The sequence below is a fragment of the Streptomyces sp. NPDC056144 genome (assembly GCF_042264145.1).
Taxonomy (GTDB): domain Bacteria; phylum Actinomycetota; class Actinomycetes; order Streptomycetales; family Streptomycetaceae; genus Streptomyces.
The window spans coordinates 487,754-512,063 of sequence record NZ_JBHJVF010000006.1; the positions used below are offsets into that span (position 1 = coordinate 487,754).

15 protein-coding genes and 1 riboswitch are annotated in these 24,310 nt (G+C 74.0%); of the genes, 8 read left to right on the forward strand and 7 right to left on the reverse strand.

Annotation, left to right across the window (positions count from 1 at the left end; all coding sequences use genetic code 11):
- The first annotated feature begins 74 nt into the window (after window positions 1–74).
- The 3 genes from ACFC0Z_RS21670 to ACFC0Z_RS21680 all read left to right on the forward strand — a co-directional run bounded on the left by ACFC0Z_RS21670 (window position 75) and on the right by ACFC0Z_RS21680 (window position 3,916).
- The gene (locus tag ACFC0Z_RS21670) at window positions 75–1,286 is read left to right on the forward strand and encodes a PP2C family protein-serine/threonine phosphatase (protein ID WP_376440249.1); all 1,212 of its coding nucleotides are present in this window, start codon (window positions 75–77) and stop codon (window positions 1,284–1,286) included.
- A 212-nt stretch (window positions 1,287–1,498) separates the two neighbouring features.
- A riboswitch (cyclic di-AMP (ydaO/yuaA leader) is annotated at window positions 1,499–1,663 on the forward strand.
- Window positions 1,664–1,674: 11 nt separating this feature from the next.
- Entirely contained in the window at window positions 1,675–2,913 is a 1,239-nt protein-coding gene (locus ACFC0Z_RS21675; protein ID WP_376440251.1) for a M23 family metallopeptidase, read from the forward strand.
- A 58-nt stretch (window positions 2,914–2,971) separates the two neighbouring features.
- A complete protein-coding gene (locus ACFC0Z_RS21680; protein WP_376440254.1) occupies window positions 2,972–3,916 on the forward strand; it encodes an aldo/keto reductase in 945 nt (314 codons plus the stop codon).
- Between the two features lie 13 nt (window positions 3,917–3,929).
- On the opposite strand, the gene ACFC0Z_RS21685 is transcribed toward ACFC0Z_RS21680, so the two are convergent.
- The 4 genes from ACFC0Z_RS21685 to ACFC0Z_RS21700 all read right to left on the reverse strand — a co-directional run bounded on the left by ACFC0Z_RS21685 (window position 3,930) and on the right by ACFC0Z_RS21700 (window position 8,995).
- Window positions 3,930–5,276, reverse strand: a complete 1,347-nt coding sequence (locus ACFC0Z_RS21685; RefSeq protein ID WP_376440256.1) for a PrsW family intramembrane metalloprotease — start codon at window positions 5,274–5,276, stop codon at window positions 3,930–3,932.
- Window positions 5,277–5,331: 55 nt separating this feature from the next.
- Window positions 5,332–6,060 carry a tRNA (guanosine(46)-N7)-methyltransferase TrmB gene (gene trmB / locus ACFC0Z_RS21690; RefSeq protein WP_376440334.1) on the reverse strand — a complete coding sequence of 243 codons (729 nt, stop codon included), beginning with the start codon at window positions 6,058–6,060 and terminating at the stop codon, window positions 5,332–5,334.
- Between the two features lie 115 nt (window positions 6,061–6,175).
- Window positions 6,176–7,375, reverse strand: a complete 1,200-nt coding sequence (gene lhgO / locus ACFC0Z_RS21695) for an L-2-hydroxyglutarate oxidase (protein WP_376440259.1) — start codon at window positions 7,373–7,375, stop codon at window positions 6,176–6,178.
- A gap of 153 nt (window positions 7,376–7,528) precedes the next feature.
- Window positions 7,529–8,995 carry an MFS transporter gene (locus tag ACFC0Z_RS21700; RefSeq protein WP_376440262.1) on the reverse strand — a complete coding sequence of 489 codons (1,467 nt, stop codon included), beginning with the start codon at window positions 8,993–8,995 and terminating at the stop codon, window positions 7,529–7,531.
- A gap of 586 nt (window positions 8,996–9,581) precedes the next feature.
- Between ACFC0Z_RS21700 and ACFC0Z_RS21705 the strand changes: the two genes are divergently transcribed.
- Both ACFC0Z_RS21705 and ACFC0Z_RS21710 read left to right on the forward strand, forming a co-directional pair.
- Window positions 9,582–11,762, forward strand: coding sequence for an asparagine synthase-related protein (locus tag ACFC0Z_RS21705; protein WP_376440337.1), 2,181 nt, complete (start codon window positions 9,582–9,584; stop codon window positions 11,760–11,762).
- A 168-nt stretch (window positions 11,763–11,930) separates the two neighbouring features.
- The gene (locus ACFC0Z_RS21710; RefSeq protein ID WP_376440264.1) at window positions 11,931–15,188 is read left to right on the forward strand and encodes a BTAD domain-containing putative transcriptional regulator; all 3,258 of its coding nucleotides are present in this window, start codon (window positions 11,931–11,933) and stop codon (window positions 15,186–15,188) included.
- Here the strand turns inward: ACFC0Z_RS21710 and ACFC0Z_RS21715 are convergent.
- Both ACFC0Z_RS21715 and ACFC0Z_RS21720 read right to left on the reverse strand, forming a co-directional pair.
- Window positions 15,175–17,241 carry a sigma-70 family RNA polymerase sigma factor gene (locus ACFC0Z_RS21715; RefSeq protein ID WP_376440267.1) on the reverse strand — a complete coding sequence of 689 codons (2,067 nt, stop codon included), beginning with the start codon at window positions 17,239–17,241 and terminating at the stop codon, window positions 15,175–15,177. The genes ACFC0Z_RS21710 and ACFC0Z_RS21715 overlap by 14 nt on opposite strands.
- 209 nt (window positions 17,242–17,450) lie before the next feature.
- On the reverse strand, window positions 17,451–18,299 hold the full coding sequence (locus tag ACFC0Z_RS21720) for a TetR/AcrR family transcriptional regulator (RefSeq protein ID WP_376440269.1): 849 nt from the start codon (window positions 18,297–18,299) through the stop codon (window positions 17,451–17,453).
- Window positions 18,300–18,653: 354 nt separating this feature from the next.
- On the opposite strand from ACFC0Z_RS21720, the gene ACFC0Z_RS21725 reads away from it, so the two are divergent.
- Together ACFC0Z_RS21725 and ACFC0Z_RS21730 are read left to right on the forward strand one after the other, a co-directional pair.
- Complete coding sequence (locus ACFC0Z_RS21725) at window positions 18,654–20,018, forward strand: NAD(P)/FAD-dependent oxidoreductase (protein ID WP_376440271.1); 1,365 nt, start codon at window positions 18,654–18,656, stop codon at window positions 20,016–20,018.
- A 115-nt stretch (window positions 20,019–20,133) separates the two neighbouring features.
- On the forward strand, window positions 20,134–21,786 hold the full coding sequence (locus tag ACFC0Z_RS21730; protein WP_376440273.1) for a SpoIIE family protein phosphatase: 1,653 nt from the start codon (window positions 20,134–20,136) through the stop codon (window positions 21,784–21,786).
- 56 nt (window positions 21,787–21,842) lie between these two features.
- On the opposite strand, the gene ACFC0Z_RS21735 is transcribed toward ACFC0Z_RS21730, so the two are convergent.
- Entirely contained in the window at window positions 21,843–23,120 is a 1,278-nt protein-coding gene (locus tag ACFC0Z_RS21735) for an MFS transporter (RefSeq protein ID WP_376440276.1), read from the reverse strand.
- 153 nt (window positions 23,121–23,273) lie between these two features.
- On the opposite strand from ACFC0Z_RS21735, the gene ACFC0Z_RS21740 reads away from it, so the two are divergent.
- Window positions 23,274–23,840, forward strand: a complete 567-nt coding sequence (locus ACFC0Z_RS21740; protein WP_376440279.1) for a MarR family winged helix-turn-helix transcriptional regulator — start codon at window positions 23,274–23,276, stop codon at window positions 23,838–23,840.
- Window positions 23,841–24,310: the final 470 nt, after the last annotated feature.

Below are 24,310 nucleotides of genomic sequence, written 5' to 3' on the forward strand. Positions count from 1 at the left end.
CGCGGAGGTCGCCGCCGGGTGCGGCGGCGGCCACCCTGGGAGGACGCGGTACGACACCGGGCAGGAGAGCACAGGTGGGGCACCCCCAAGGACCGGCGGGCGGCGGTTGGCTCCGTACGGACGGCGGCAAGGACGGCCGCCCGTACGGCGGCGCCCGGCGCTTCCTCCGCGCGCTGCCCCCGCTGATCATCGTGGGCGGGGTCGTCTTCGACGTGATGACCCCGCCCACGTACACCGCCGCCCCGCTCTTCTCCGCCGCCCCGCTGATCGCCGCGCCCTTCTTCTCGACGCTCACGACCCTGCTCACCGGCATCGCCGCCGTCCTCGCCTCCGTCGGCCTGCACCTCTACAACGGCACCGCCGACGAGATCCCCTCGCTGACCGAGACCCTGACGGTCCTCACCGTCTCGGCGCTCGCGATGCTCATCAACCGGGTCGTGCGCCTCAGCGGCGAACGGCTCGCGTCCGCGCGGGTCATCGCGGAGACCGCGCAGAAGGCGGTGCTCCCCGCGCCCGCCGAGCGGATCGGCGGGCTCCAGTGCGCGGCCCGGTACGAGGCGGCGCAGGCGGACGCGTTCATCGGCGGCGACCTGTTCGCCGTCCAGGACACCCCGCACGGGGTGCGGCTCGTCGTCGGTGACGTCCGGGGCAAGGGCATGGACGCGGTCGAGGCCGTGGCCGTCGTCATCGGCGCGTTCCGCGAGGCGGCCGAGCAGGAACGGAGCCTGGAGGGCGTCGCGCTCCGGCTGGAGCGGGCGCTGACCCGCGAGGGCACCCGGAGGGACGGGCTCGACGCCTTCGAGGGGTTCACGACGGCGGTCCTCGCCGAGATCCCGAAGACGGAGGGCCCGTCGGGAGAGGGTGCGACCGTACGCATCGTCAACCGTGGCCATCCGCCGCCGCTGCTCCTGTACGTGGACGGGAGCCTGGACGTCCTGGATCCGGCGGAGCCGGCGCTGCCGCTCGGCATGGGCGAACTGGCGGCCTGGCCGGACCGGTCCGAGGAGCACCCGTACCCCCGGGGCGCGACGCTCCTCTTCTACACGGACGGGCTCTCGGAGGCGCGGAACGCGGAGGGCGTCTTCTACGACCCGGCGCGGCGGCTCGCGGGGCGGATCTTCCCGGGGCCGGAGGAGCTGCTCGACGCGCTCGTGGACGACGTACGGCTCCACACGGGCGGCGAGTCGACGGACGACATGGCGCTGCTCGCGCTGAGCCGCCCGGCGACGGGGCAGCCGGAGCGGCGGCGGACGATGCCGGTGGTCCCGCCCGGTGACCATGGGTAGTCGAAGGGTGTCACTGCGATAACAATTGACATACCGTCAGATCGCGGAGGTGTGGAGCCGGGCGGGGATCCCCTTTCTGAAGGGGGGTCAACTCGGGCGATACCCCACTAATTCAATGAACGATCACCCGGAACGGCTTGGAATCGGGACCCCGTGTCTATTAACGTTCGATAACGCAGCGCGGTCGTCCCAGCCGTCGCAAGAGACGGCACCGTGCGCACGCGCCGAATCCCGAAAGGGAACCGGGGAACCACCACTTGGGGTGAATCGAGCCCATTCGCACCCGTGCGGAACACGCACCCGTGCGACCGGGCCCGTAGGAGACCTTCCTGCTCCGAACCCGTCAGCTAACCCGGTAGGCGAGAAGGAAGGAAAGGAGCGCGCCCCCGTGGCGTCCAACACTCCCGCACCCGAAGTCCCCTTCGACGCCTTCGGTGGTGGTGCGGGTCCCGCCGCCCCGGACACCGAGTGGAACCCCACCGAGGGATCCCTCCGCGCCGAGAGCCGCTCCGGCGGCCGGCACCGCGTCGTCAAGCAGCGCTCCAACTTCGCCCGCTCCTCCACCGTCCTCGGCGTCGGCGTGATCGCCGCCGTCGGCGCGGGCGGCCTCGCCACCGCGCAGGACAAGCCCCCGGTCTCGATAGCCCTCCCCGACCTGCCGGACCTGCACCTCCCGGAAGCCGAGGACCTCCCCGGCGTCGGAGAGTTCTTCGCCGACGACGAGCAGGGCAAGAGCGGCTCGAACGGCTCGAACGGCTCCGGGAACTCCACCGGCGCGACCGGCAACGCGAACCCGCTCACCGCCGCCACCTACGTCACCCCGGCCGCCGAGCGCACCGCCGCCGGCCCCGCCTCGGACGCCGACACGGCCGCCCGGGCCGGCGCGGCCACCGCGAACGTCGCCACCGCCGCCACCTTCACCCCGCCCGCGCAGCCCACGGCCGGCACCGTCGACGCGGGCGAGATCCTGCGCACCCGCATCCTCCAGCAGGCCGAGCAGCAGCAGGCCGAGGCCGACGCGGCCGAGAAGGCCGAGGCCGAGCGCCTCGCGGCCGAGAAGGCGGCGACGGAAGCCGCGGCGGCCGAGGCGGAGGCGGAAGCCAAGGCCAAGGCCAAGGCCGAAGCGGAGGCCAAGGCGGAGGCCGAGCGGATCGCCGCCGAGAAGGCCGAGGCCGAGCGGATCGCGGCGGAGAAGGCGGAGGCCGCCCGCCTGGCGCAGCTCGCCGCCAGCTACTCGCTGCCCCTCTCCTCGTACAGCCTCACCGCCACCTACATGCAGTCCGGCTCCATGTGGTCCTCCGGCTACCACACCGGCCTCGACTTCGCCGCGCCCACGGGCACGCCGCTGAAGGCGGTCCACGGGGCCACCGTGAAGTCGGCCGCGTGGTCCGGCTCGTACGGCTACCGGATCGTCCTGGAGCTGGAGGACGGCACCGAGGTCTGGTACTGCCACCTCTCGTCGATGCTGGTCAGCGCGGGGCAGACGGTGGGCACCGGCGAGACGATCGGCCGCGTCGGCGCCACCGGCAACGTCACCGGCGCCCACCTCCACATGGAGGTCCACACGGCGGGCGGCGACGGCATCGACCCGGCGGCCTGGCTCCGCTCCAAGGGCCTGACGATCTGAGCCGAGGCTCCTCTCCCCGTACGGAATAGCCCCGGCGGCGCGGGCAGTTGATCACACCATGACGACTCTCCGCCCGCTGGGCGCTTCCGACCTCCACGTCTTCCCGCTCGCCCTCGGCGGCAACGTCTTCGGCTGGACCTCAGACGAGGCCGAGTCCTTCGCCGTCCTCGACGCGTACGTCGCCGCCGGCGGCAACTTCGTCGACACCGCCGACATGTACTCCTCCTGGGCCGAGGGCCACGAGGGCGGCGAGTCCGAGGCGGTCATCGGCCGCTGGCTGGCCTCCCGCGGCAACCGCGACGACCTCGTCATCGCGACCAAGGTCGGCGCCCACCCCCGCTACAAGGGCCTCGCCGCCACCACGATCAAGGGCGCCGTCGAGGAGTCGCTCCGCCGCCTCGGCACCGACCACATCGACCTCTACTACACGCACTTCGACGACGAGACGGTCCCGGTCGAGGAGATCGTCACCGCGCTCGACCAGCTCGTGAAGGACGGCAAGGTGCGGGCCGTCGCCGCCTCCAACATCTCCCCGGAGCGGCTGCGCGCCTCCCTCGACTTCGCGGAGGCCGAGGGCCTCGCCCGGTACGTGGCGCTCCAGCCGCACTACAACCTCGTGTCGCGCGAGACGTACGAGGGCCCGCTGCTCGACACCGTCGCGGAGGCCGGACTGTCCTCCGTGCCGTACTTCGGTCTCGCCTCCGGCTTCCTCACCGGCAAGTACCGCCCGGGCGCCACGGTCGACAGCGTCCGCGCCGACGGCGCCGCCCAGCACCTCGCCACGGACCGCGGCCAGGCCGTGCTGTCCGCGCTCGACGAGGTCGCGGCGGCGCACGAGGCCGAGGTCGCCACGGTCGCCCTGGCCTGGCTCGCGGCCCAGCCGACGGTCGCGGCCCCGATCGCCTCGGCGCGCACGGTCGAGCAGCTGCCGGCACTGGTGGCGTCGGCGGACCTGACGCTCACCGAAGCGGAGCTCGCCCTCCTGACGAAGGCCTCCGCCTGACCGGGACCCGGGGCTAACTCCTGTACGGGTTGTAGCCGCCGTAGTCGAGATACTGCGGCGGCGCCCACACCTTCCCGGTGGCCCGTGCCGCGTACGTGAGCGAGGGCGAGGCGACCTCCCGGCGCTGCCACAGGTGGTGGAGCAGCTCCTGCTCGCGGGCGGTGAACTCCGCGTCGGAGAGCCCGGCCGTGCCCCGCCGGGCCCGGTTCCGGAGGAACGCGAGGGTCGTCGCGAAGGACTCGTACTCGCCGACCGCCTGCGCCGCCGGAGGGCCGTACGTCCGGGCGGCGAAGGCGCGGGCCATCTGGCGGGCGTTCATCGAGGAGAGCGCGAGCGGTTCGGCGGGGGAGAGCCAGCCGGCCGCCGCGTACGCCGGGAGCTCACCGGCGACGGTGCGCAGCTCGCGCTGGCGGCTCCACACCGCGAGCCAGGTCAGCAGCCCGAAGGCGGGCACCATGAAGCCCACGTAGACGACGAAGAACCAGGGGCCGCCGATGGTGGCCGAGCCGTTCCAGGCGGCGTGCATGCCCATGGCGAGCAGAAGGCCGGCCAGCGGCAGCAGCACCTGGCGGAGCCGCTTGCCGCGCGGGGCGAGCGCGGCGAGGCCGAAGCCGATGCCGGTGAGCACGGTGAAGAGCGGGTGGGCGAACGGCGCCATCACGATCCGCCCGAAGAAGGTGGCGGCGGTGACGGCCCCGAGACCGGTCGTCCCGTCCAGCTGGTCCTCGCCGAAGGCGTTGCCGAGATAGAGGATGTTCTCGGTGAAGGCGAAGCCGGTCGCGGTGAACCCGGCGAAGACGACCCCGTCGACGAGCCCGCCGAAGTGCCGGCGGCGCAGCAGGAAGAGCAGCAGGAGCGCGGCGGCCTTCGCGGTCTCCTCGACGACGGGCGCGACGACCGTGGCGCCGAGGGTGTCGGCGGAGTCGGGGTCGGCGGTGGCGGTGGCGATCCAGCGGACGGCGAAGGAGTTCGCGAGGATCGCGACGAGCGCGGCGGCGAAGGCACCCCACGCGAAGGCGAAGAGCAGGTTCTTCCAGGGGCCCGGATCGACCCGGTCGAGCCAGCGGAACGCGGCCGTGAGCAGCGGTACGGGAAGCACCGCGAGGCCCAGGCCGACGAGGAAGCCCTCGGTGCCGGTCTGCTCGCGGACCATCGCCAGGATCACGAGGGCGCAGAGCGCGAGCAGCGTGATCACGGCGACGGCCCGGAGGACCCGGCTGCGCCAGAAGGCGCGGCGGGGCCGGTAGCGCCACTGGGACCGGTCGGCGGCGACGGCCGCGACGAAGGGGGGCTCGTGCTCGTCGCTGCCCCGCCGCGGCACGGGTACGGCTATGGCAGGGGTGGAGACGGAGTTCGACACCTTCCCGACCCTAACGACCCCCACCGACACCGTACGAGCGAGTTCGGAATCTCTGTCAGTCGCGCGGGACGCGCCGGAAGAGCAGGTCGTGCACGACGTGCCCCTTGTCGATCCCCTGGCCCTCGAAGCGGGTGACGGGCCGGAAGTCGGGGCGGGGCGCGAAGCCGCCGTCGGCGCGGGTGTTCTCGAAGTCCGGGTGCGCGCTGAGGACCTCCAGCATCTGCTCGGCGTACGACTCCCAGTCGGTGGCGCAGTGCAGGACGCCGCCGGGCTTGAGGCGGGTGGCGAGCAGGCTGAGGAACTCGGGCTGGATCAGCCGGCGCTTGTGGTGGCGGGCCTTGGGCCACGGGTCAGGGAAGTAGACCCGGCACCCGTCGAGGGAGTCGGTGCTGAGCATCTCGCGGAGCAGGATGATCGCGTCGCCGTTGGCGACCCGGACGTTGGTCAGGCCGTTGCGGTCGGCGAGACCGAGCAGGTTGCCCTGGCCGGGGGTGTGGACGTCGACGGCGAGGATGCCGGTGCCGGGGTCGGCGGCGGCCATCTGCGCGGTCGCCTCGCCCATGCCGAAGCCGATCTCCAGGACGACCGGGAGCCCGTCGAACATCTCGCCGAGGTCGAGGACGCTCTTCCCGTCGATGTCGAGCCCCCAGTCGGGCCACCGCTTGAGCATGGCCTCGGCCTGCCCGTACGTGACACGGCTGCGGCGCGGCTGGAAGCTCCGGATCCGCCGCTCGTGGTGCGCCCCCGCGGGGTCGGGCATGGGCCCCTCCCCGGGCGCGAACATCCGGCTGCCGCGGCGGGCGGCGGGCGGCGCTGCGGGCGGGGCCGCGGGGGGCTGCGGGGAGGCGTTCTCGCTCTGCTCAGACACAACGGTCGATTCTACCGGCAGAAGAAAAGCCCTATTTGTCCAGCATGCGGAGCGCCCTCCCCGCGACCTCCCGTCCGATCGGCAGGGAAGCCGTCGCCGCGGGCGACGGCGCGTTCAGCACGTGCACCGTCCGGACCGCCTCCCGGATCAGGAAGTCGTCCACCAGCGTGCCGTCCCGCAGGACCGCCTGCGCCCGCACCCCCGCCGCGGCCCGCACCAGATCCGACTCCTCCACCACCGGCAGCAGCCGCCGCACCGCGTCCGTGAAGGCCCGCTTCGACAGCGACCGCCGCAGCTCCCCGGCCCCGTACCGCCAGTGCGCCCGCCCGATCGCCCAGGAACCGGGCCACGCCAGTGTGCCGCCCAGCTCACGCGGCCGGACGACGGACCACCCGTACCCCTCCCGCGCGAGCGCCGGCACCGCGTTCGGTCCGATGTGGACGCCGCCGTCGATGCCCCGCGTCAGGTGCACGCCGAGGAACGGGAACGCCGGATCCGGCACGGGATAGACCAGCCCCCGCACGAGCGAGGGGTCGGCCAGCTCGTAGTACTCCCCGCGGAAGGGCACGATCCGCATGCCGGGGTCGTCGCCGGCGAGCCGCGCGACCTCGTCGCAGTACAGGCCGGCGCAGTTCACGAGGACCTTCCCCCGCACGATCCGCCCGTCGCCCGTCCGTACCGCCACCCCGAAGGGTCTCCGGTCGACGGCGGCGACCTCGGCCCCGTACATGATCCGCGCCCCGGCCTCCTCCGCCGAGGAGGCGAGCTGCCGGGACACGGCCCCGTAGTCGCAGATGCCGGTCGTGCCCACGTGGATCGCGGCGAGGCCGCGCACCCGCGGCTCGTACTCGCTGATCTGCGCCGGCCCGAGCTCGCGCACCGGGATCCCGTTCTCCCTGCCGCGCTGGACGAGCGCGTGCAGGCGGGGCAGCTCGTCCCGCCCGGTGGCGACGATGAGCTTCCCGGTCACCTCGTGCGGGATGCCCCACTCCGCGCAGAACTTCACCATCTCCGCCGCGCCCTCGGTGGCGAACCGCGCCTTGAGGGAGCCGGGCCGGTAGTAGATCCCGCTGTGGATCACCCCGCTGTTGCGCCCGGTCTGGTGCCGCGCGAGCGCGTGCTCCTTCTCCAGGACCGTGACCCGGATGCCGGGACGGGCGCGCGTCAGGGCGTACGCCGTCGACAGACCGACGATCCCGCCGCCGATCACCAGCACGTCACAGTCAAACACCAGCGCCACCTCCCACCCCTGATAGTGCACTGGCCCACTGACAACGCCCCTAAACGCCCACAGCGTGGGATGCGTGTCACGCCGGTCACACCGGTCACGCGGCCCCCCGACCCTTGAGCGCGGCCCCACCCGACCACGCCCCGCGGACCCCCGTCACGCCGGCGCGACGAGCAACGGCCGGGCCAGCTCCCGCAGCTCCACCACCCGGGGCTCGTGCCCGTACGGCTCCAGGCGGTGCAGCAGGTCCCGTACGTACTCGGTCGTCCGCGCCGACGAGATCCGCCCCGCCACCTCCACCGCGAGCGTCCCCGCCGCGCAGGCCGCGTCCAGGTTCCCCGACTCCAGCTCGGCGACGGCCGAGACGACCAGCCGCAGCCCGTGCGAGCGGACGAACTCCTCCGTCGGCCGCGACAGCGCCTGCTCGGTGAAGCGCCGCACCTCGCCCGGCATCCTCAGGTCCCGGTAGCACTCGGCGGCGTCGGCGCAGAACCGGTCGTACGAGTAGAAGCCCAGCCACGTCGGATCGGCGTCGCCCTCCCGGGACCGCTCCAGCCACCCCTCGGCGGCCTTGAGCGCCCCCGCGGCGGCCGGCCCGTCGCCCGCCTTGGCGTGCGCGCGGGCCTCGACGAGCCGGAAGAAGGACATGGTGCGCGCGGTGGCGAGCCCCCGGTTCCGTTCGAGGGCGGCCTGCGCGAGGTCGACGCCCTCGTCGGCGAAGCCGCGGTAGGTGGCCTGGAGCGACATCGACGCGAGGACGTACCCGCCGAGGGGCACGTCCGCGGCGGCGCGGGCGAGCCGCAGGGCCTGGATGTAGTAGCGCTGGGCGGCTTCCTGCTGGCCGGTGTCGAAGGCCATCCACCCGGCGAGGCGGGTGAGCTCGGCGGTCGCGCCGAAGAGCGCGCGGCCGACCTCGTCGGAGTACGAGCCGAGCAGCAGCGGCGCGGCGTCCACGCGTAAGCACTCGGGGACCATCGAAGAACGCCAGTCGCCGCCGCCGTACTTGGAGTCCCAGCGCCGCGCGTCCTCGGCGGCCTCGCGGAGCTTGGCGACGTCGCTGTGCCCCACGCGCGCGTGCTCCGTCCCGAGCTCGCCGCCGGAGGCCGCGCCCGCCCGGCCCCCGCCCCGGGGCGCGTCGCGGGACACGTCCCGCTCCACCGAGGGGTCGGCCGGCGTGATCAGCCACCGGGAGGTCGGCGTCGCGTACGCGCTGACCGCGAACGACCCGGCAAGCGACTGCCAGATCCCGCCGCCCCCGGCCCGCCGCCCGGCGAGGTCCAGCCGGTACAGGTCGGTCGCCGACCGCACCGCCTCGCCCACGTCGCGCGGGAACGCGAGCCCCACCTCGGGCGCCGGGTCGGCGTCCGCGAGGCCTATCTCGTGCAGCGGTACGGGCCGGCCGAGCTTCTGCCCGATCGCGGCGGCGATCAGGTGCGGGGCGGCGCCCTGCGGCACCATGCCCTTCGCCACCCACCGGGCCACCGACGTCTTGTCGTAACGAAGTGTCAGTCCCCGTTGCGCACCGAGGTCGTTGACGCGCCGGGCGAGCCCGGCGTTGCTGATTCCCGCGAGGGCGAGAACCGTGCCGAGCTTTTCGTTCGGCCCGCGTTGCTCCCTGGACATGACGCCACCCCTCGACACGACACCCAGACGGCTGCCACGACGCCGGGCATAGGCGTGCGGCATTCGTAAACACAGCGTAGTTCGCCGCATCCCCACCGTTAAGGGGCGGTGTTCCGTATGGCGAGATTGTTGTCTGAACAGTCGCGGGGCGCGGCCGCGCGCCCGGCCCGTGCTCCGCCCATGTGGCCGTGCGCCCGGCCGTGCGCTCTCGTCCGGGAGGGCGGCGCGGCGGTTCCATGGGTGGTGCGTGGGTCGGCCCGTTCGACCGGGAGTGGTGTCCCGGACCAGTGGGCCGGAGGGCAACCGCCGCCCCATTCCCCGCGGGCGGTGGACGGCGCCGGGAGGCGGGAGTGCCTCCCGGGCTGCCGTGCCGCGTGCGAGCGGCCGGCGCCTCCCCTTCTGTTCGCGCGCCCGTCGAAACCTCGACCGGGGGGCGAGTTTCGGCCGAATGTCTCCCCGCGTCGGGTGATCGCCAACTGGCCCATGCCAGGGGCGCATTCGGTTTCGCCCACGTGCACCCGGACCCCGCCCCGTGCGCCGTTGTCGTGGCAGCATGTCTCCCACCGAAACGGACGTGGAGGCGCCGATGCGATGGCTGGTGGGCTGGAGCAGTGCGACGCCGAACTCCGCGACGGCACCGGCGTTCGGCACCCACGCGGGAACGGTCTACGACACGGCCCACGACACGGCCTACGAGCGGACCGCCACCCGCACCCACCCCCCCACCGCCGAGGCCCGCACGATCCAACCCGTGGGCGCCCACCTCCTCTGGGGCGACCCCGACCCCCTCTGGGCGGTCGGCGACTGGCGCCCCGACGAGATCCGCGTCGTGTCCGTCGACGACCAGACCCGTCTCGCGGTCCTCGGCTGCTGCGCCGCGGGCGACGAGGAACTGCGCGTCGGCCTGCTCACCGCGCGCGGGGGCGCACTGCGGCATCTGACGGCGTGGCCCGGCAGCTACACCGTCGTCGTCAAGTCCGGCCGCCGCATCACCGTCACGGGTGATCTCGCGGGCGCCCGCCCGGTGTTCCACACCCCGTGGGCGGGCGGCACCGCCTTCGCGACCGCCGCCCTGCCGCTCGCCGACCTCGTCGAGGCCCAGCTCGACATCGGCCACCTGGGCGCCCTGCTCGCCTGCCCGGAGACCCCGGAGGCGCTCCGCGACTCCACCCCGTACGAGGGCGTGCGGCGGGTCCCGCCCGGCCACGCGCTGATCCTCCGGGAGGGGTCGAGGGAGATCGCCGGGTACGAGACGGTCGCCTCGCTCGCGGTGGCGGCGCCCGAGGCGGACGCCCGGCAGGCCGTCGAGGGCGTACGGGACGCGCTGGTCGAGGCGGTACGGGCCAGGCTCACCGCCCCCCGGCACGCGCCCGAGGTCCCGCTGCCGGACCCGGGCCCGGTCCCCGGCATGGGCCCGGCGGACCGGCGGGCGGCCCGCGGCGGCGGCCCCGCGCCCGGCATCGGCGCCGACCTCTCGGGCGGCAGCGCCTCCGGCACGCTCGCGCTCCTCGCGGCCGGCCTCCCCGGGGTGCCGGGCACGCTCCACGGCCACGGCACGGGCGCGGGGGAGCGGCTGCTCGCCGTCACCTTCAACGACCTGGCGACCCCGTCGGGCGCGGAGCGCGAGAAGGAACTGGAGCGGGCCAGGGAGCTCGCGGCCGACCCCCGCCTGCACCACGTGGTCGTGGCGGCGGGCGAGGAGGCCCTGCCGTACGCCGCGCTCGACGGCCCGCTCACCGACGAGCCGGGCCCCGCGCTGGTCACGGCGGAACGCCACCGCAGGCGTCTCGCGGGCGGCAGCGCCGACCACTTCACGGGCATGGGCGCCAAGCAGGTCCTGGACGCCCACCCGGCCCGCCTGGCCGACCTGTTGATGGACCGCAGGCGCCGCTCGCTCCTCCGCCCGGTCACGGCGCTGGCCAAGGCCTCGGGCCCGTCGGCGGGTTCGCTCCTGGTGCCGCTGACCGTCTACCGGGCGGCGCGGAAGCTGGCCCGTACCTCGTACCGCACCGGCCTCGAAGCGGCGGCGCGCCGGGTCCTGGAGGCGAACCGCGCGGCCCCGGAGGGCTTCGGCCCCCTGGAGGCCTCCCTGTCCGCCCTCGCCTGGTCGCGGCCGGGCCCGGCGGCGCGCTGGATGACGGGCGAGGCGCTGGCCGAAGTATCGGTTCGCCTGAACCGCGCGGCGACCCTGCCGGCCTCCGTGCAACGCCCCGGCGAGGCACGCGCGCGTGCCGCCCTCGCGCGCGCGGCGGCCGACCACCGGGTCCTGGAACAGGCGGCGGAGATCCGCGGCCAGCGGCTGCACGCCCCCTTCCTCGACAACCAGGTGGTACGGGCCTGCCGCGAGCTCCCCGAATCGCTCCGGGTCCAGCCGGACGCCCGTGCCGGCGTCCTGCGCACGGTCCTGTCCGGCGCGGGCGTCCACGACCTCCCGCCCGGCTGGGGCGCCCCCCACCACAGCCTCTCGGCCACGGCCGCCCGCGCGGGCCTGCGCGCCGCCCTCCCGCACCTCCTCGCCCTCTTCGAGGCCCCCCTCCTCGCCGACGCGGGCCTGATCGAGGCCCGCGTCGTCCGAGAAGCCCTCAGCGCGGCCGCCGACGGCGCCCCGGTCCCCCTGGACGGCCTCGCCGACCTCGTCTCCACCGAACTCTGGCTCCGCCGCCTGATCGCCCGCCGAGGCTCCTGCTGGACGAGCACCGCCCACCCCCGGTCCCACCGCGCGGTCCAGGGCCCACTGATCCCCCCGTCGAGGTCGCTGCCGGCATAGCGCTCAGCCCTGCGCCAGCGCTCAGCCCTGCGCCAGACGCGGCCATGGACGCGCCTCCGTCCACAGGCTGGGGACACACGTGGCCCCGACGACGGCACGCCGACGGCTCAGGGGCCGACCCGGGTAAACCCCGAGGCGCCCGCCCCACCCACCGTCCACAATGAACCGGTGCGGTATCTCATCCTCGGCACCACCGAGGCCCTTCGTCCCGACGGCACCCCCCTCCCCCTCGGCGGCGCCCGCCTGCGCGCTCTCCTCGCCGCGCTCGCGCTGCGCGGCGGACGGCCCGCCTCCGTCAGCGAGCTCGCCGACGACGTGTACGGGGACGCCCCGCCGCAGGACGCCCCCGCCGCCCTCCAGGCCCTCGTCGGCCGCCTCCGCCGCACCCTCGGCCCCGAGACCGTCGCCTCCACCCCCGGCCCCGGCTACCGGCTCGTCGCCGCCCCCGAGGACATCGACCTGTACGCGTTCCGGCGCCTCGCCCAGGACGCGGGCGCCCGCCTCGACACCGACGACCCCGACACCGCCGCCCGCCTCCTCCGCGAGGCCCTCGCCCTCTTCCGGGGCCCCGCCCTCGCCGACCTCCCCGACCCGGCGGGCGTCCGCCCCGAGGCCCAGCGCCTCGCCGCCCTCCGCCGCCGCGTCGAGGCCGACCTCCGCAGGGGCGCGACCGACGGACTCGTACCGGAACTGACCGAGCTCACGACGACGTACCCGTACGACGAGACCTTCCACGCCCACCTCATCCGCGCCCTGCGGGCCGAGGGCCGTCCCGCCGACGCCCTCGCCGCGTACGAGTCGGCCCGCCGCACCCTCGCGGACGCCCTCGGCACCGACCCGGGCCCGGAACTCACGGCGCTCCACCACGACCTCCTGGCAGCCACACCGGCACCCACCCCCACCGAACCCCCCGCCCTGGGCATCTCCGAATCCTCCGACCCGCCGCTCGGCAACATCCGCCCCCGCCTCACCTCCTTCGTCGGCAGGGAACCCGAGCTCGCCGCCCTCCAGGACGACCTGGCCCGCTCCCGCCTCGTCACCCTCACCGGCCCCGGCGGCTCCGGAAAGACCCGCCTCGCCGAGGCCGCCGCGCTCCGCGCCGTCGGCCCCGCCGCCTGGATCGCCGAACTCGCCCCGCTCGACGACCCCGAAGCGCTCCCCGGCGCCGTCCTCTCCGCGCTCCGGCTCCGCGAGACCCACCTGATGGGCCGCGACGGCCTGCCCCTCAAGGACGACCCCACCGCCCACCTGGTCGAGCACCTCGCCCGCCGCCCCCTCCTCCTCGTCCTCGACAACTGCGAGCACGTGATCGACGCGGCGGCCGCCCTCGCCGAGACGCTCCTCACCCACTGCCCGGCGCTCCGCATCCTCGCCACCAGCCGCGAACCCCTCGGCGTCCCCGGCGAGTCGGTCCGCCCCGTCGAGCCGCTCCCGCCGGACCCGGCCCACCGCCTCTTCGCCGAGCGCGCCCGCGCCGTACGCCCCTCCTTCGACCCCGCCGCCGACCCCGCCACCGTCGGGACGATCGACGAGATCTGCCGCCGCCTCGACGGCCTCCCGCTCGCCATCGAGCTGGCCGCGGCCCGTCTCCGGCTGCTCACCCCGCGCCAGATCGCGGACCGTCTCGACGACCGCTTCCGTCTCCTCACCTCCGGCTCCCGCACGGTCCTGCCCCGCCAGCAGACGCTCCGCGCGGTCGTCGACTGGTCCTGGGACCTGCTCGAACCGGCCGAGCGCACGATGCTCCGCCAGGTCTCCGTCTTCGCCGGCGGCTGGGACCTGGCCGCCGCCGAGGCCCTCGCCCCGGGCGCGGCCGACACCCTGGGCGCCCTGGTGGACAAGTCCCTGGTCGTGGCCACGCCCATCGACGAGTCCACAGGACAGGGCGGCCCGGGCGGCATGCGCTACCGCCTCCTCGAAACCATCCACGAGTACGCGTCGGAGCGCGCGGCCGAGACCCCCGAGCTCCTCGCCGCCGCCGGCGCCGCCCACACCGCCCACTTCACGGCCCTGGTCGAGGAGGCCGAGCCCCGGCTCCGCCGCACCGAGCAGCTCCCCTGGATCGCCCGGATCGAGCGGGACCTCGACAACATCCGCGCCGCCCTCCACCGCGTCCTCGTCACCGCGCCCGACGAGGCCGCCGCCCACCGTCTCGTCTTCGCCATGGGCTGGTTCTGGTGGCTGCGCAACTACCGCCCCGAGGGCCTGGCCTGGACCGACCGCGTGCTCGCCATCGGCGAGGACCCGGAGGACCCCGCGGACCCCCGCTTCTGGCCGCGCATGCACCTGCGCATGCTGCACTTCTTCCTCGCCGTCGACATCCTGACCGCCGCCCACTACCGCGAGGACCCCGAGACCGCCGCCCTGGTCGCCCGCGTCCGTGCCGCGTTCGGTACGGACCCGGGGCCGGAGGCCGCGCGTTTCCCGGGCCTGCTCTGGCCGTTCACCGCCTACTTCACCGAGGAGCCGCGCGCGATGCGCGCCCTCCTGGACACCGCCATCGCCAACTGCCGCCGCCACGGAGGGGACTGGGAGGTCGGCATCAGCCTCATGTTCCGTACGCACATGGCGGTCGACACCCCCGGCCTGGCGCCCGACGGCTCCGACGCGCTGGCCGGGATCGACGAGGACCTGGCCGAGCTCCGCGCCCTCTCCCGCCGCGTCGGCGACCGCTGGATGAGCGCGCAGATCGAGAGCGCCGCCGCTGAGGCCGCCGTGATGCGGGGCCGTCACGAGGAGGCGGGGACGGCGTACGAGGAGGCCCTCCGTCTCGCCCGCGAGGTCGGCGCCCACGCCGAGACCCCCTTCCTCCTGGCCCGCCTCGCCGAACTCTCCTACCGCGAAGGCGACATGGCCGCCGCCGAACGCGGCCTCGCCGCGGCCGAGCGCGAGGCCGACCGGTACCACGTGCAGGACACCCGCACGTTCGTCTGCTTCATGCGCGCCGCCATAGCCCTCGACGCGGGCGACATCCCCGAGGCCCGCGTCCAGCTGGAGGGGGCGGGGCAGACGATCGCGATGGGCACGCCGCCGCCGCACTTCGAGGCGGCGATCGCCGGACTCGCCGCACGCGTGGAGGCGTACGAGGGCGCGGGAGCCGCCGCCGTCGCCACCGCGACCGGCGCGCTCCGCGCCGCCTGGGAGGCCCAGAGCGCGGACCTCGTCCGCGCGGTGCTCGCCGAAGGCGTCGCGGTCGCCCTGGCCGAGGCGGACGAACCCGCCCTCGCCGTGACCGTCCTCGCCGCCGTCGACACCTGGCGGCACGAGCTGCCCCGCTCGGTGCCCGAACGGCGCGAGGCGGCAGCGGTGACGGCGAAGGCGGTCGCCGCCCTCGGTGCCCCGGCCGTCGCGGCCGCCCGCGCCACCGGCGAGGGCCTCGGCGTCGAGGAGATCCTGGCCCTGGCGGAGCCGGTTATGAGCAGCTGATCGCCGACTGCGCCCAGTCGGCCGTGGCCAGCCGGCCGAAGGGCGTGTGCTGCTCCACGACGAGCCGGATCGTGGAGACGCCCGTGAGGTCGACGTACACCGGCACCGCCGGATCGCCCGCCCGCAGCACCTGGGACCGCCAGAGCTGGACCCCGTCCCCGTACACGGAGAAGCGGACTCCGGCCTGGTGGCGCAGCACGCTCATGTCGTCGATGCCGACGACGGCCCGGTAGCTCGTGCACTGCCGGTTGAGGTTGATGAGCAGCGAGGAGGGCGCGCGCACGCTCACCCCGTGGGCGTACGACGTGCCGGCGATGTCCAGTCCGTCGCGCTGCCACATCGGGCTGCTCTCGGAGAGCGAGACCTCGGGTTTGGTCCCGTCGCCGTTGATCCCGTAGTCCAGCTCGTTGAGCTGGTAGACGGCGGGCGGCGCGGGCGGGGCCGGCCGGGACGAGGACGGCTCGGGGCTCGGCGTGGGGGTGGGCGTCGGCGTCGGCTTCGGAGCGGGCGTGGGGGGCGGCGTCGGCTTGGGCTTGGGCGCCGGGGTGGGCGTCGGCTTCGGCTTCGGCGAAGGCGTGGCGGGACTGGGCGTCGGCGTCGGCGTGGGCTTGGGCTTCGGCTTGACGGTCTGCACCGGCTTGGCGGTCTTCACCGGCTCGGCCGTCTCGACCGGTTCCTCCGGTACGACCGCGGGCGGCGGTACGGGCTTCGGCGTGGGCTTCGGCGGGGGAGCGGCCGGGGACGGTACGACGGGGGTGACGGCCGACGGTGACGGCTGGGGCGCGGCCACGGGCTGCGGGTCCCCGGCCATGGCCCAGACGAGTCCGGCGGCGGCCGCGACGGCGACGGCCGCCGCGATCCCCGCCTTCGCGGGCATCCCGAGCCCCTCGGAAACGGCGCCCCCGGCGGCGGACCCCCCGGAGGACGCTCCCCCCGAGGCCGCCCCACCGGCGGCACCTCCGGTCGCCCCGGTCGTCCCCCCGGACGCCCCGGAAGCGGCGGCCGCGGCCCCCGCCCCGGCGGCGCCGACGGCACCGCCCGCGACGACTCCGGCGGCCTTGAGCGCGTACCCGGCGGCGAACCAGCCGATGACGGCGACCGGCAGCAGCGCGGGGATCCCGGCGTTGACATGGGCCAGTTCACCGGCGGCGAGCCGGCACTTGGCGCACTCGTCCAGGTGCTTGCGCAGCCCGCGTTCCGCGCGCATCCGCAGCCCGCCGCGCGCATAGGCGCCGAGCCGGTCCGCGTACCGGGCACAGTCGCCGCCCGCGGTGAGGGCCTGGCTGACGTGCGCCTGGAGGTAGGCCTGCTTGAGGCCCTCACGGGCCCGGCTGGCGAGCACGGCCGTGGCGTTGGCGGTCAGCCCGAAGAGCGGGGCGACGTCGCTGGGCGACTCCTCCTCGACGGTCGTGTGCCACAGCACGGCCTGCCAGCGCTCGGGCAGCGACCGGAAGGCCTGCATGGCGAGCGACTGCTCGGCCTCGTGCATGGCCCGGACGTCCGCGCCGAGGTCCATCGTGTCCTGGTCGGACACCTCGGAGGAGCGGGCGGCCTCGGCCGCGAAGACGGCGAAGTCCTCGACGAGGTGTTCCCGCTTCTGGGTCCTGGCCCAGTTCGCGGCGACCCGCCGGACGGTGGTCATGAGGTAGGCGCGCACGGCCTGTTCGGGCCCGGCCCCGCCCCGTACGGCCTGGAGTGTGCGGGCGAACACCTCGGCGGTGAGGTCGTCGGCGGTGTGCGCGTCCCGGCAGCAGGTCTTGGCGTACCGCCGGACGGCGTCGGAGTGGCGCCGGAACAGCTCCTCGTACGCGGAGTCGTCGCCGTCCCGCATGAGCTGGACGAGCTCGGCGTCGGAGGACGGCAGATCGCGCGGAGGCGGCAGAACGCCCTCCGGCTCCTCGGCCTTCGCCTCGCGCTGGTGCGGAACGCTCGGACCGGCGGGCGCGCCGGAAGCCCCTCCCGGGCCGCCCTGGCTCGGCACCTGACGGGGAGTCGCTTCCCCGGTCTCGGTCCCGCCGCCGCTCTGCTGATCGTCCCGACTGTCACCGCTCATCGCGGAAGCCCCCGTACGCACGCTCAGACCCGAACACCGGGTCAGCCTCCCACAGAGGGTGGGCACGCCGAAGCGAGGCGTCCACTTACCACTCGTCCGGGGCGACTTCCCGCGTCCAGGCGTAACCGCTCACACGTTCGTGTGACGCGTGGTGGTCCGCCTGGAGCAGGAGGACGGCGTCGGCCTGTCAGGCCTACGGGTCCAGGGCGCTACCGGGACCGGAGCCCCTCGAGCAGGATGTCGAGGAGCCGCGAGGAGGCGGCGGCCTGCTGCGCGGCGTCCGGCAGAGCCGGGGCGGCCGTGGCGATGACGAGCAGGACGTCGGCCACGGTCACGTCGGTCCGCAGCTCACCCGCCTCACGCGCCCGCTCGACGAGCCGGCCGACGACGTCGAGCAGCTCGGCCGCTCCGGCGTCGTCCCGCTCCTCGGCCGGCACCGCGCGCGGCGCGACGATCCGGGCGTCGGGCTCGCCCACACCCCGCTGGGACGGGACGCGGGCGGCGTCTTCGCCGCCCGGGAACCCGGCACCGCCGACGAGGTCCACGCCCTCACCGGCGACCGGCTCGTCGACGCCCACCCGGAGCACCTGCGGCGGCAGCAGCCGTCCCGCGCCCGAGGCCACCGAGGTCCGCAGGAACCGGGAGAGCGCCGACCACGGCTCCTCCTCCTGGCCCAGCGCGGCCCGCGCCTGCTCGGTCAGCCGGGAGGTCTCCTCCTCGGCTATCCGCCGCACCAGCACGTCCTTGCTGGGGAAGCGCCGGTAGACCGTGCCGACCCCGACGCGGGCACGGCGCGCCACGTCCTCCATCGGAGCCCCGTAGCCGAGCTCGCCGAAGACCTCGCGCGCGGCGCGCAGCACGTGCTCGAGGTTGCGCTGGGCGTCGACGCGCAGCGGCGCGGATCTGCCGCCCAGCGACGCGGACACCGTCCCGGCACCGCTCACACCACTGACACCGCCGACACCGCTGACGCCGCCGGCGGCACCGACACCCTGGCCGTCCTCCGCGGTCGCCGTCGCGACGCCCGCCTGCTGCCAGCGTGAATCCTGAATCTGCATAAGCGTTCCCCCGCTCATGATGTCTCCCCCCGGAGACGTCCCCGCCCTGATACGAGGCTCCCGGCCGATGGGCTGTGCGGTCCACGCACCCCGATCCGACACCTCGACGAGGTACGAACATAGTTGAGTCCGGGTCAATTCAGAAGGGGGAGTTCCGTACGGTCCGCCCCCCGATCGGAGCAAGGCCCGGAACACTCCCGATTACGACACCGCGGCACACCCACCCCGCCCGCTGTGACCTGCGCCTTTCTCCTCGCACGCCCCTCACGCGCCACCCCGCGCCTCCGTACCCCTCCGGTCACACAATTTGCCGAGCCTGTGGACAAACACCGGACGGCGTTGCGTCATGGGACAGTGACCGAACCTGCGCGCATTCTCGTGGTCGGCGGTGGCTACGTCGGCATGTACACCGCGCTGCGCCTCCAGCGGCGGCTCAGCACGGAGCTCAGATCCGGCGCCGTCGAGATCGTGGTGGTCACCCCCGAGCCGTACATGACGTACCAGCCGTTCCTGCCCGAGGCCGCCGCCGGCTCCATCTCCCCGCGCCATGTCGTCGTCCCCCTCCGCAGGGTCCTCGACCGCTGCCGCGTGGTCATCGGGGAGGTCCGCTCGATCGACCACGCCCAGCGGACCGCGACGCTCTCCACCCTCGCCACCGAGGAGGAGGGCGGCGGCGACACCGAGCTGACCTACACCGAGCTCGTCCTCGCCCCCGGCTCCGTCTCCCGCACCCTCCCGGTCCCCGGCCTCGCCGACCACGGCATCGGCTTCAAGACCGTCGAGGAGGCCATCGGCCTGCGCAACCACGTCATCGAGCAGATGGACATCGCCTCCTCCACCCGCGACCCCGCGCTCCGCGACGCCGCCCTCACCTTCGTCTTCGTCGGCGGCGGGTACGCGGGCGTGGAGGCCCTCGCCGAGCTGGAGGACATGGCCCGCTACACGGCGCGGTACTACCACAACGTCAAGGCGGAGGACCTGAAATGGGTCCTCGTCGAGGCCTCCGACCGGATCCTCCCCGAGGTCGGCGAGGAGATGGGCCGGTACGCCGTCCGCGAGCTCCGCGGCCGCAACATCGACGTCCGCCTGGAGACCCGCCTCGAATCCTGCGAGGACCGCGTCGCCGTCCTCAGCGACGGCACCCGCCTCCCCACCCGTACCGTCGTGTGGACCGCGGGCGTCAAGCCCGCGCCCGTCCTCGCCGCCACCGATCTGCCCCGGAACGAGCGCGGCCGGCTCCGCTGCACCGCGCACCTCGCCGTCGAGGGCGTCGACCACGCCTGGGCGGCCGGCGACGCCGCCGCCGTCCCCGACGTCAGCGCGAAGGAACCCGGCAGGGAGTGCGCGCCCAACGCCCAGCACGCCGTCCGCCAGGCCAAGGTCCTCGCGGAGAACATCGCCGCGTCCCTGGCCGGCCGCCCGCTCACGGAGTACGCGCACGCGTACGTCGGTTCCGTGGCCTCCCTCGGCCTCCACAAGGGAGTCGCCCACGTCTACGGACGGAAACTCAAGGGGTACCCGGCCTGGTTCATGCACCGCGCCTATCACCTGAGCCGGGTGCCCACCTTCAACCGCAAGGCCCGCGTCCTCGCCGAATGGACCCTCTCCGGTCTGTTCAAGCGGGAGATCGTCTCCCTCGGCTCGCTCGAACATCCGCGCGCCGAATTCGAACTAGCCGCCGCACCGCCACCGGATCACCGCGACAAGCCGTCGCCCTGACATCCCAGACGTCACTGTCAGTGCACTCGTCCACACTGGACGTGTGACCATAGGTGGGCTCACACCTGCACAGCGTGACTCTGCACGGCACCGACACCACGAGGCATACAGATCCGTGAACTTCACCCGTTGGAGCGCCCGGCTCCCCGGCACGCAGCGCCGCGCGGCGCGGGGGACCGAAGGCTCCGTGCCCGCCGCCCGCGGTGAGTACGGGCAGCAGCTGGAGCAGCCCGGCGACGGCACGGCCGACGCCGGCACCGCCGGCGACAGCGACGTACCCGCCCTGGAGGACTTCTCCGTACGGGAACTGCTCGGCCGCCTTCCCGGCCTGGTCGCGCTGGTCTACGGCCAGGAGCACCGCATCGCGTACGTCAACGAGGCGTACGCGGCGGCGTTCGGCCCCCGCCCCGCGGGCGCCACCGTCGCCGACACCTGCCCGGAGGCCGAGGACCTCGGTCTGCTGCCCCTCCTCGACCAGGTCATCCGCAGCGGCAAGCCCCGCACGGTGAAATCCCGTCGCACCCAGGACGGCGGCTCGTACACGGTCACGTGCCTCCCCGTCGACAGCCCCCACATCGAGGGCGGCGTCCTCGTCCACGCCACGGACGTCACCGACCACGCCGAGGCCGCCGAGCGGCTCCGCGCCAGCGAGCGCCGCCACCGCGAGACCGCCGTCACCCTCCAGTGCTCCCTGCTCCCGCAGGAGCTGGAGCAGCCCGACGACCTCCGCATCGCCGCCACCTACCAGCCCGGCGGCACGGACGCGGCGGTCGGCGGCGACTGGTACGACGTGATCACCCTCGGCGCCGGCCGCACCGCCCTCGTCATCGGCGACGTGATGGGCCGGGGCGTCCGCGCCGCCGCCGTCATGGGCCAGCTCCGCACGGCCGTCCGCGCGTACGCCCGTCTCGACCTCCCGCCCCACGAGGTCCTGCAGCTCCTCGACGGCCTCGCCGCCGAGATCGACGCCAGCCAGATCGCCACCTGCGTCTACGCGATCCACGACCCCAGCGAGGGCAAGCTCGTCTACGCCTCCGCGGGCCACCTCCCGATCCTCGTACGGGACGAGGACGGCACCGTCCGCCGCGCCGAGGACCCGACGGGCCCGCCGCTCGGCACCGGCGGCTGGCTCCATGCCTCGGGCTCCATCGCGCTGCCGCCCGGCTCCACCGCCGTCCTCTATACGGACGGCCTGGTCGAGCGCCGCCGCGAGGACATCGACGAGGGCGTCGAAGCCCTCGCCCGCGCCCTCTCCGGCGCGAGCGGCACTCCGCAGGTCATGTGCGACCGTCTGCTCCGCGCCCTGGGCGTCACCGCCGAGCACGACGACGACGTGGCCGTCCTCGTCGTCCAGCACCCCTCCCGCGAGGGCACCGACGCCGAGCTCTTCCACAACGCGGCCCTGGAGCTCCTCGGCGGCGTGGAGGCGGCCCCGCGCGCGCGTGCCTTCGCCTCGGGGGTCCTGGCCAGCTGGCGCTTCCCGGTCGAGCTCTGCGACCTCGGCGTCCTCGCCACCAGCGAGCTGGTCGCGAACTCCCTCCAGCACGGCACCCCGCCCATGCGCCTGCGACTGCGCCGCACGGACCGCCGCCTGATCATCGAGGTGACGGACGGGGACGACCACCTCCCGCGCCGCCGCAAGGCGGAGACGGAGGACGAGGCGGGCCGGGGCATCTCGATCATCGCGACGATCGCCTCGTCCTGGGGCAGCCGCCGCACGCCGGGAGGCGGAAAAGCGGTCTGGTGCGAATTCGCCCTGCCGAACTGAAACGAAAAGGCGCGGACTGATCGACAACGATCAGTCCGCGCCCGAAGCGCACCGCCTTACGCGCTGGCGCTCTCGCTCTCCCGCGAGGGCTCGTGCCGAGCGACGACCTTCGACGGCTTGGCCGAGGCCAGGGACGGCTGGTTCTGCTCGGGAGTGAGCTGCCGCCCGAGCCGCACGGCCAGGAACGTGATGCCGAGCGAGAACAGCACGAACGTCACGATGTACGGACCGTGCAGCGCGGCACCCATGGGCCCGCCCACGGCCGGACCGACCGCCAGGGCCAGCTGCTTCACCAGGGCGAAGGCCGAGTTGTACTGCCCGACCATCGACTCCGGCGCCAGGTCCGCCACCAGCGGAGCCACGGTCGGCGACAGCATCGCCTCGCCGAGTCCGAAGAGGGCGTACGTCGAGATGAACGCGGCCGTCGCCATCGCCTGGCTGCCGTGCCCGAGACCGGCGTACCCGGCGATCAGCCAGGCAACGGTCCAGATGAGGCCCACGGCGGCGATCACCCGGGAGCGCTTGCGGCGCTCGACGAACTTCAGCACCAGGAACTGCGCGATCACGATGACCGCGGTGTTGGCGGCCAGCGCCATGCCCAGGGCCGACGGCTGGATCCCGGCCGCCTCCGTGCCGTACGCGGCGAGACCCGACTCGAACTGCCCGTAGCAGGCGAAGAACAGCACGAAGCCGAGCACGCAGAGCTGGACCATCGCCTTGTGCCCGAGCAGCGCCCGCACACCGCCGCCCTTGGCGCCCTCGGAAGGACGGCTGTCCCGCAGCGCGGGGGAGCCCGGCATCCGCACGGTCCCGACGACCGCGGCGAGCACCAGGAACATCACGGCCTCGATCGAGAACAGCACGGTGAAGCTGCTGGGCCGGCTCGTGTCGACGAGCAGACCGCCGATCAGACCACCGACACCGAGGCCGAGGTTCTGCAGGAAGAACTGCATGGCGAAGGCGCGCGTACGACCGGCGGGCGTCGAGCACCACACGATCATCGTCGCGAGCGCCGGCTGGAGCACGGCCGTACCGGCACCGAGCAGCGCCGCGGCCCCCACGGCCGCCGGCACGCTCGACGCGAACCCCATGGCCACGGCTCCCACAGCCGCCACAGCGGAGGCGAGCAGCAGAACAGGCACAGGCCCACGACGGTCGATGGCCCGCCCGCTGAAGGGGAGAACCACGAGCGCGGCCATGGCGAAGACGGCGAGGACGATGCCCGCGGTGGCAGCGCCGAGGTCCCGCACCTGAGCCACGTACACATAGAGATAGGGAACGGTGAAACCGAGCCCGAACGAGCTCAGCGCACTGCCTGCCTGAATCCTGCGCATCGCTGCGCCCCTCGCCTTGGTCACACTCACCCACTTCAGTAGAGGTTCAGAGGTGTACCCGTGAACCTTGAAGACTTAGAACCTAAAATTAACTCCTTAACAATACACACCGAAGGACTTCAATGCCAACGGGGCGCGTGGGATACTCCCCGCATGTCCGACACCCCCGAGCGGTCCGGCCCGCAGGCTCCCCAGGAGCCGACCCTCGACGAGCAGATCGCCGCCTACCAGCGCGAGTACCGCGACCTCGACCCCCAGGTCGAGAAGGTCGTCTCCGCCCTCGGCCGCCTGAACCGCCGCATGAACGTGGCGTACGGTCGCCAGCTCGCCGACCTCGGGATCAGCAACGCGGAGTGGGAGGTCCTCAAGACCCTCGTGCTCTCCGGCGCCCCCTACCGCCTCGGCCCCGGCGAGCTCGCGAAGCGCCTCGGCCTCACGCCGGCCGCGATGACCCACCGCATCGACCGCATGGCGGGCGAGGGCCTGGTCACCCGCGACCGCGACGAGAACAACCGCGTCCGCGTGATCGTCGAGCTGACGGACGAGGGCCGCTCGAAGTGGCTGGAGGCCATGCGCATGGCCACGGACTTCGAGGAGGAGCTCCTCCAGGACCTCAGTACAGAGGAGAGGGGAGTCCTCGGCGACGCGCTCATCCGTCTCCTCCGCCGCGTGGAGCTCACCCAGCCCGACGCCGGCGGCCGCCTGAAGGACCTCGACTGACGCCGGCTGACGCCGACTGACAGGGGTTGACACGCCCCTCTCGGATGCGTAATGTTCTCCGAGTTGTCACGGAGCCGGAACGGTTCTTCGACGACCATCCCGCCGCAGATGCGGCACCTCAACTCGTACGAACTCCCCAACGGGAAAGAATTTCGGCATGCCGAAATTCAATTCGAAAGACTCGATTATGAGTCGCCCGGGGAATCCGCTAGAGTTTGAGACGTCGGAACGGCCCAACAGCCGGAAAGACAAGCCCCGCTGACTGGGGGTCAGGCACTGAAAAGGTCTGATAGAGTCGGAACCGCTGAAAGGCCCGGAGCGAAAGCGAAGGACCGGAAAGCACCGAGGAAATCGGATCGGAAAGATCTGATAGAGTCGGAAACGAAGGAAGCGCCCGGAGGGCCTGGAAACAGGAACAAAGGAAGCGTCCGCACCTTGAGAACTCAACAGCGTGCCAAAAATCAACGCCA

What these genes read in the sequence shown, in the direction of transcription:
- ACFC0Z_RS21680 (WP_376440254.1), top strand. Translation starts at nt 2,972, where the DNA reads ATGACGACTCTCCGCCCGCTGGGCGCTTCCGACCTCCACGTCTTCCCG.
- trmB (WP_376440334.1), bottom strand. Translation starts at nt 6,060, where the DNA reads ATGTTCGCGCCCGGGGAGGGGCCCATGCCCGACCCCGCGGGGGCGCAC.
- ACFC0Z_RS21700 (WP_376440262.1), bottom strand. Translation starts at nt 8,995, where the DNA reads ATGTCCAGGGAGCAACGCGGGCCGAACGAAAAGCTCGGCACGGTTCTC.
- ACFC0Z_RS21705 (WP_376440337.1), top strand. Translation starts at nt 9,582, where the DNA reads ATGCGATGGCTGGTGGGCTGGAGCAGTGCGACGCCGAACTCCGCGACG.
- ACFC0Z_RS21715 (WP_376440267.1), bottom strand. Translation starts at nt 17,241, where the DNA reads ATGAGCGGTGACAGTCGGGACGATCAGCAGAGCGGCGGCGGGACCGAG.
- ACFC0Z_RS21720 (WP_376440269.1), bottom strand. Translation starts at nt 18,299, where the DNA reads ATGCAGATTCAGGATTCACGCTGGCAGCAGGCGGGCGTCGCGACGGCG.
- ACFC0Z_RS21735 (WP_376440276.1), bottom strand. Translation starts at nt 23,120, where the DNA reads ATGCGCAGGATTCAGGCAGGCAGTGCGCTGAGCTCGTTCGGGCTCGGT.
- ACFC0Z_RS21740 (WP_376440279.1), top strand. Translation starts at nt 23,274, where the DNA reads ATGTCCGACACCCCCGAGCGGTCCGGCCCGCAGGCTCCCCAGGAGCCG.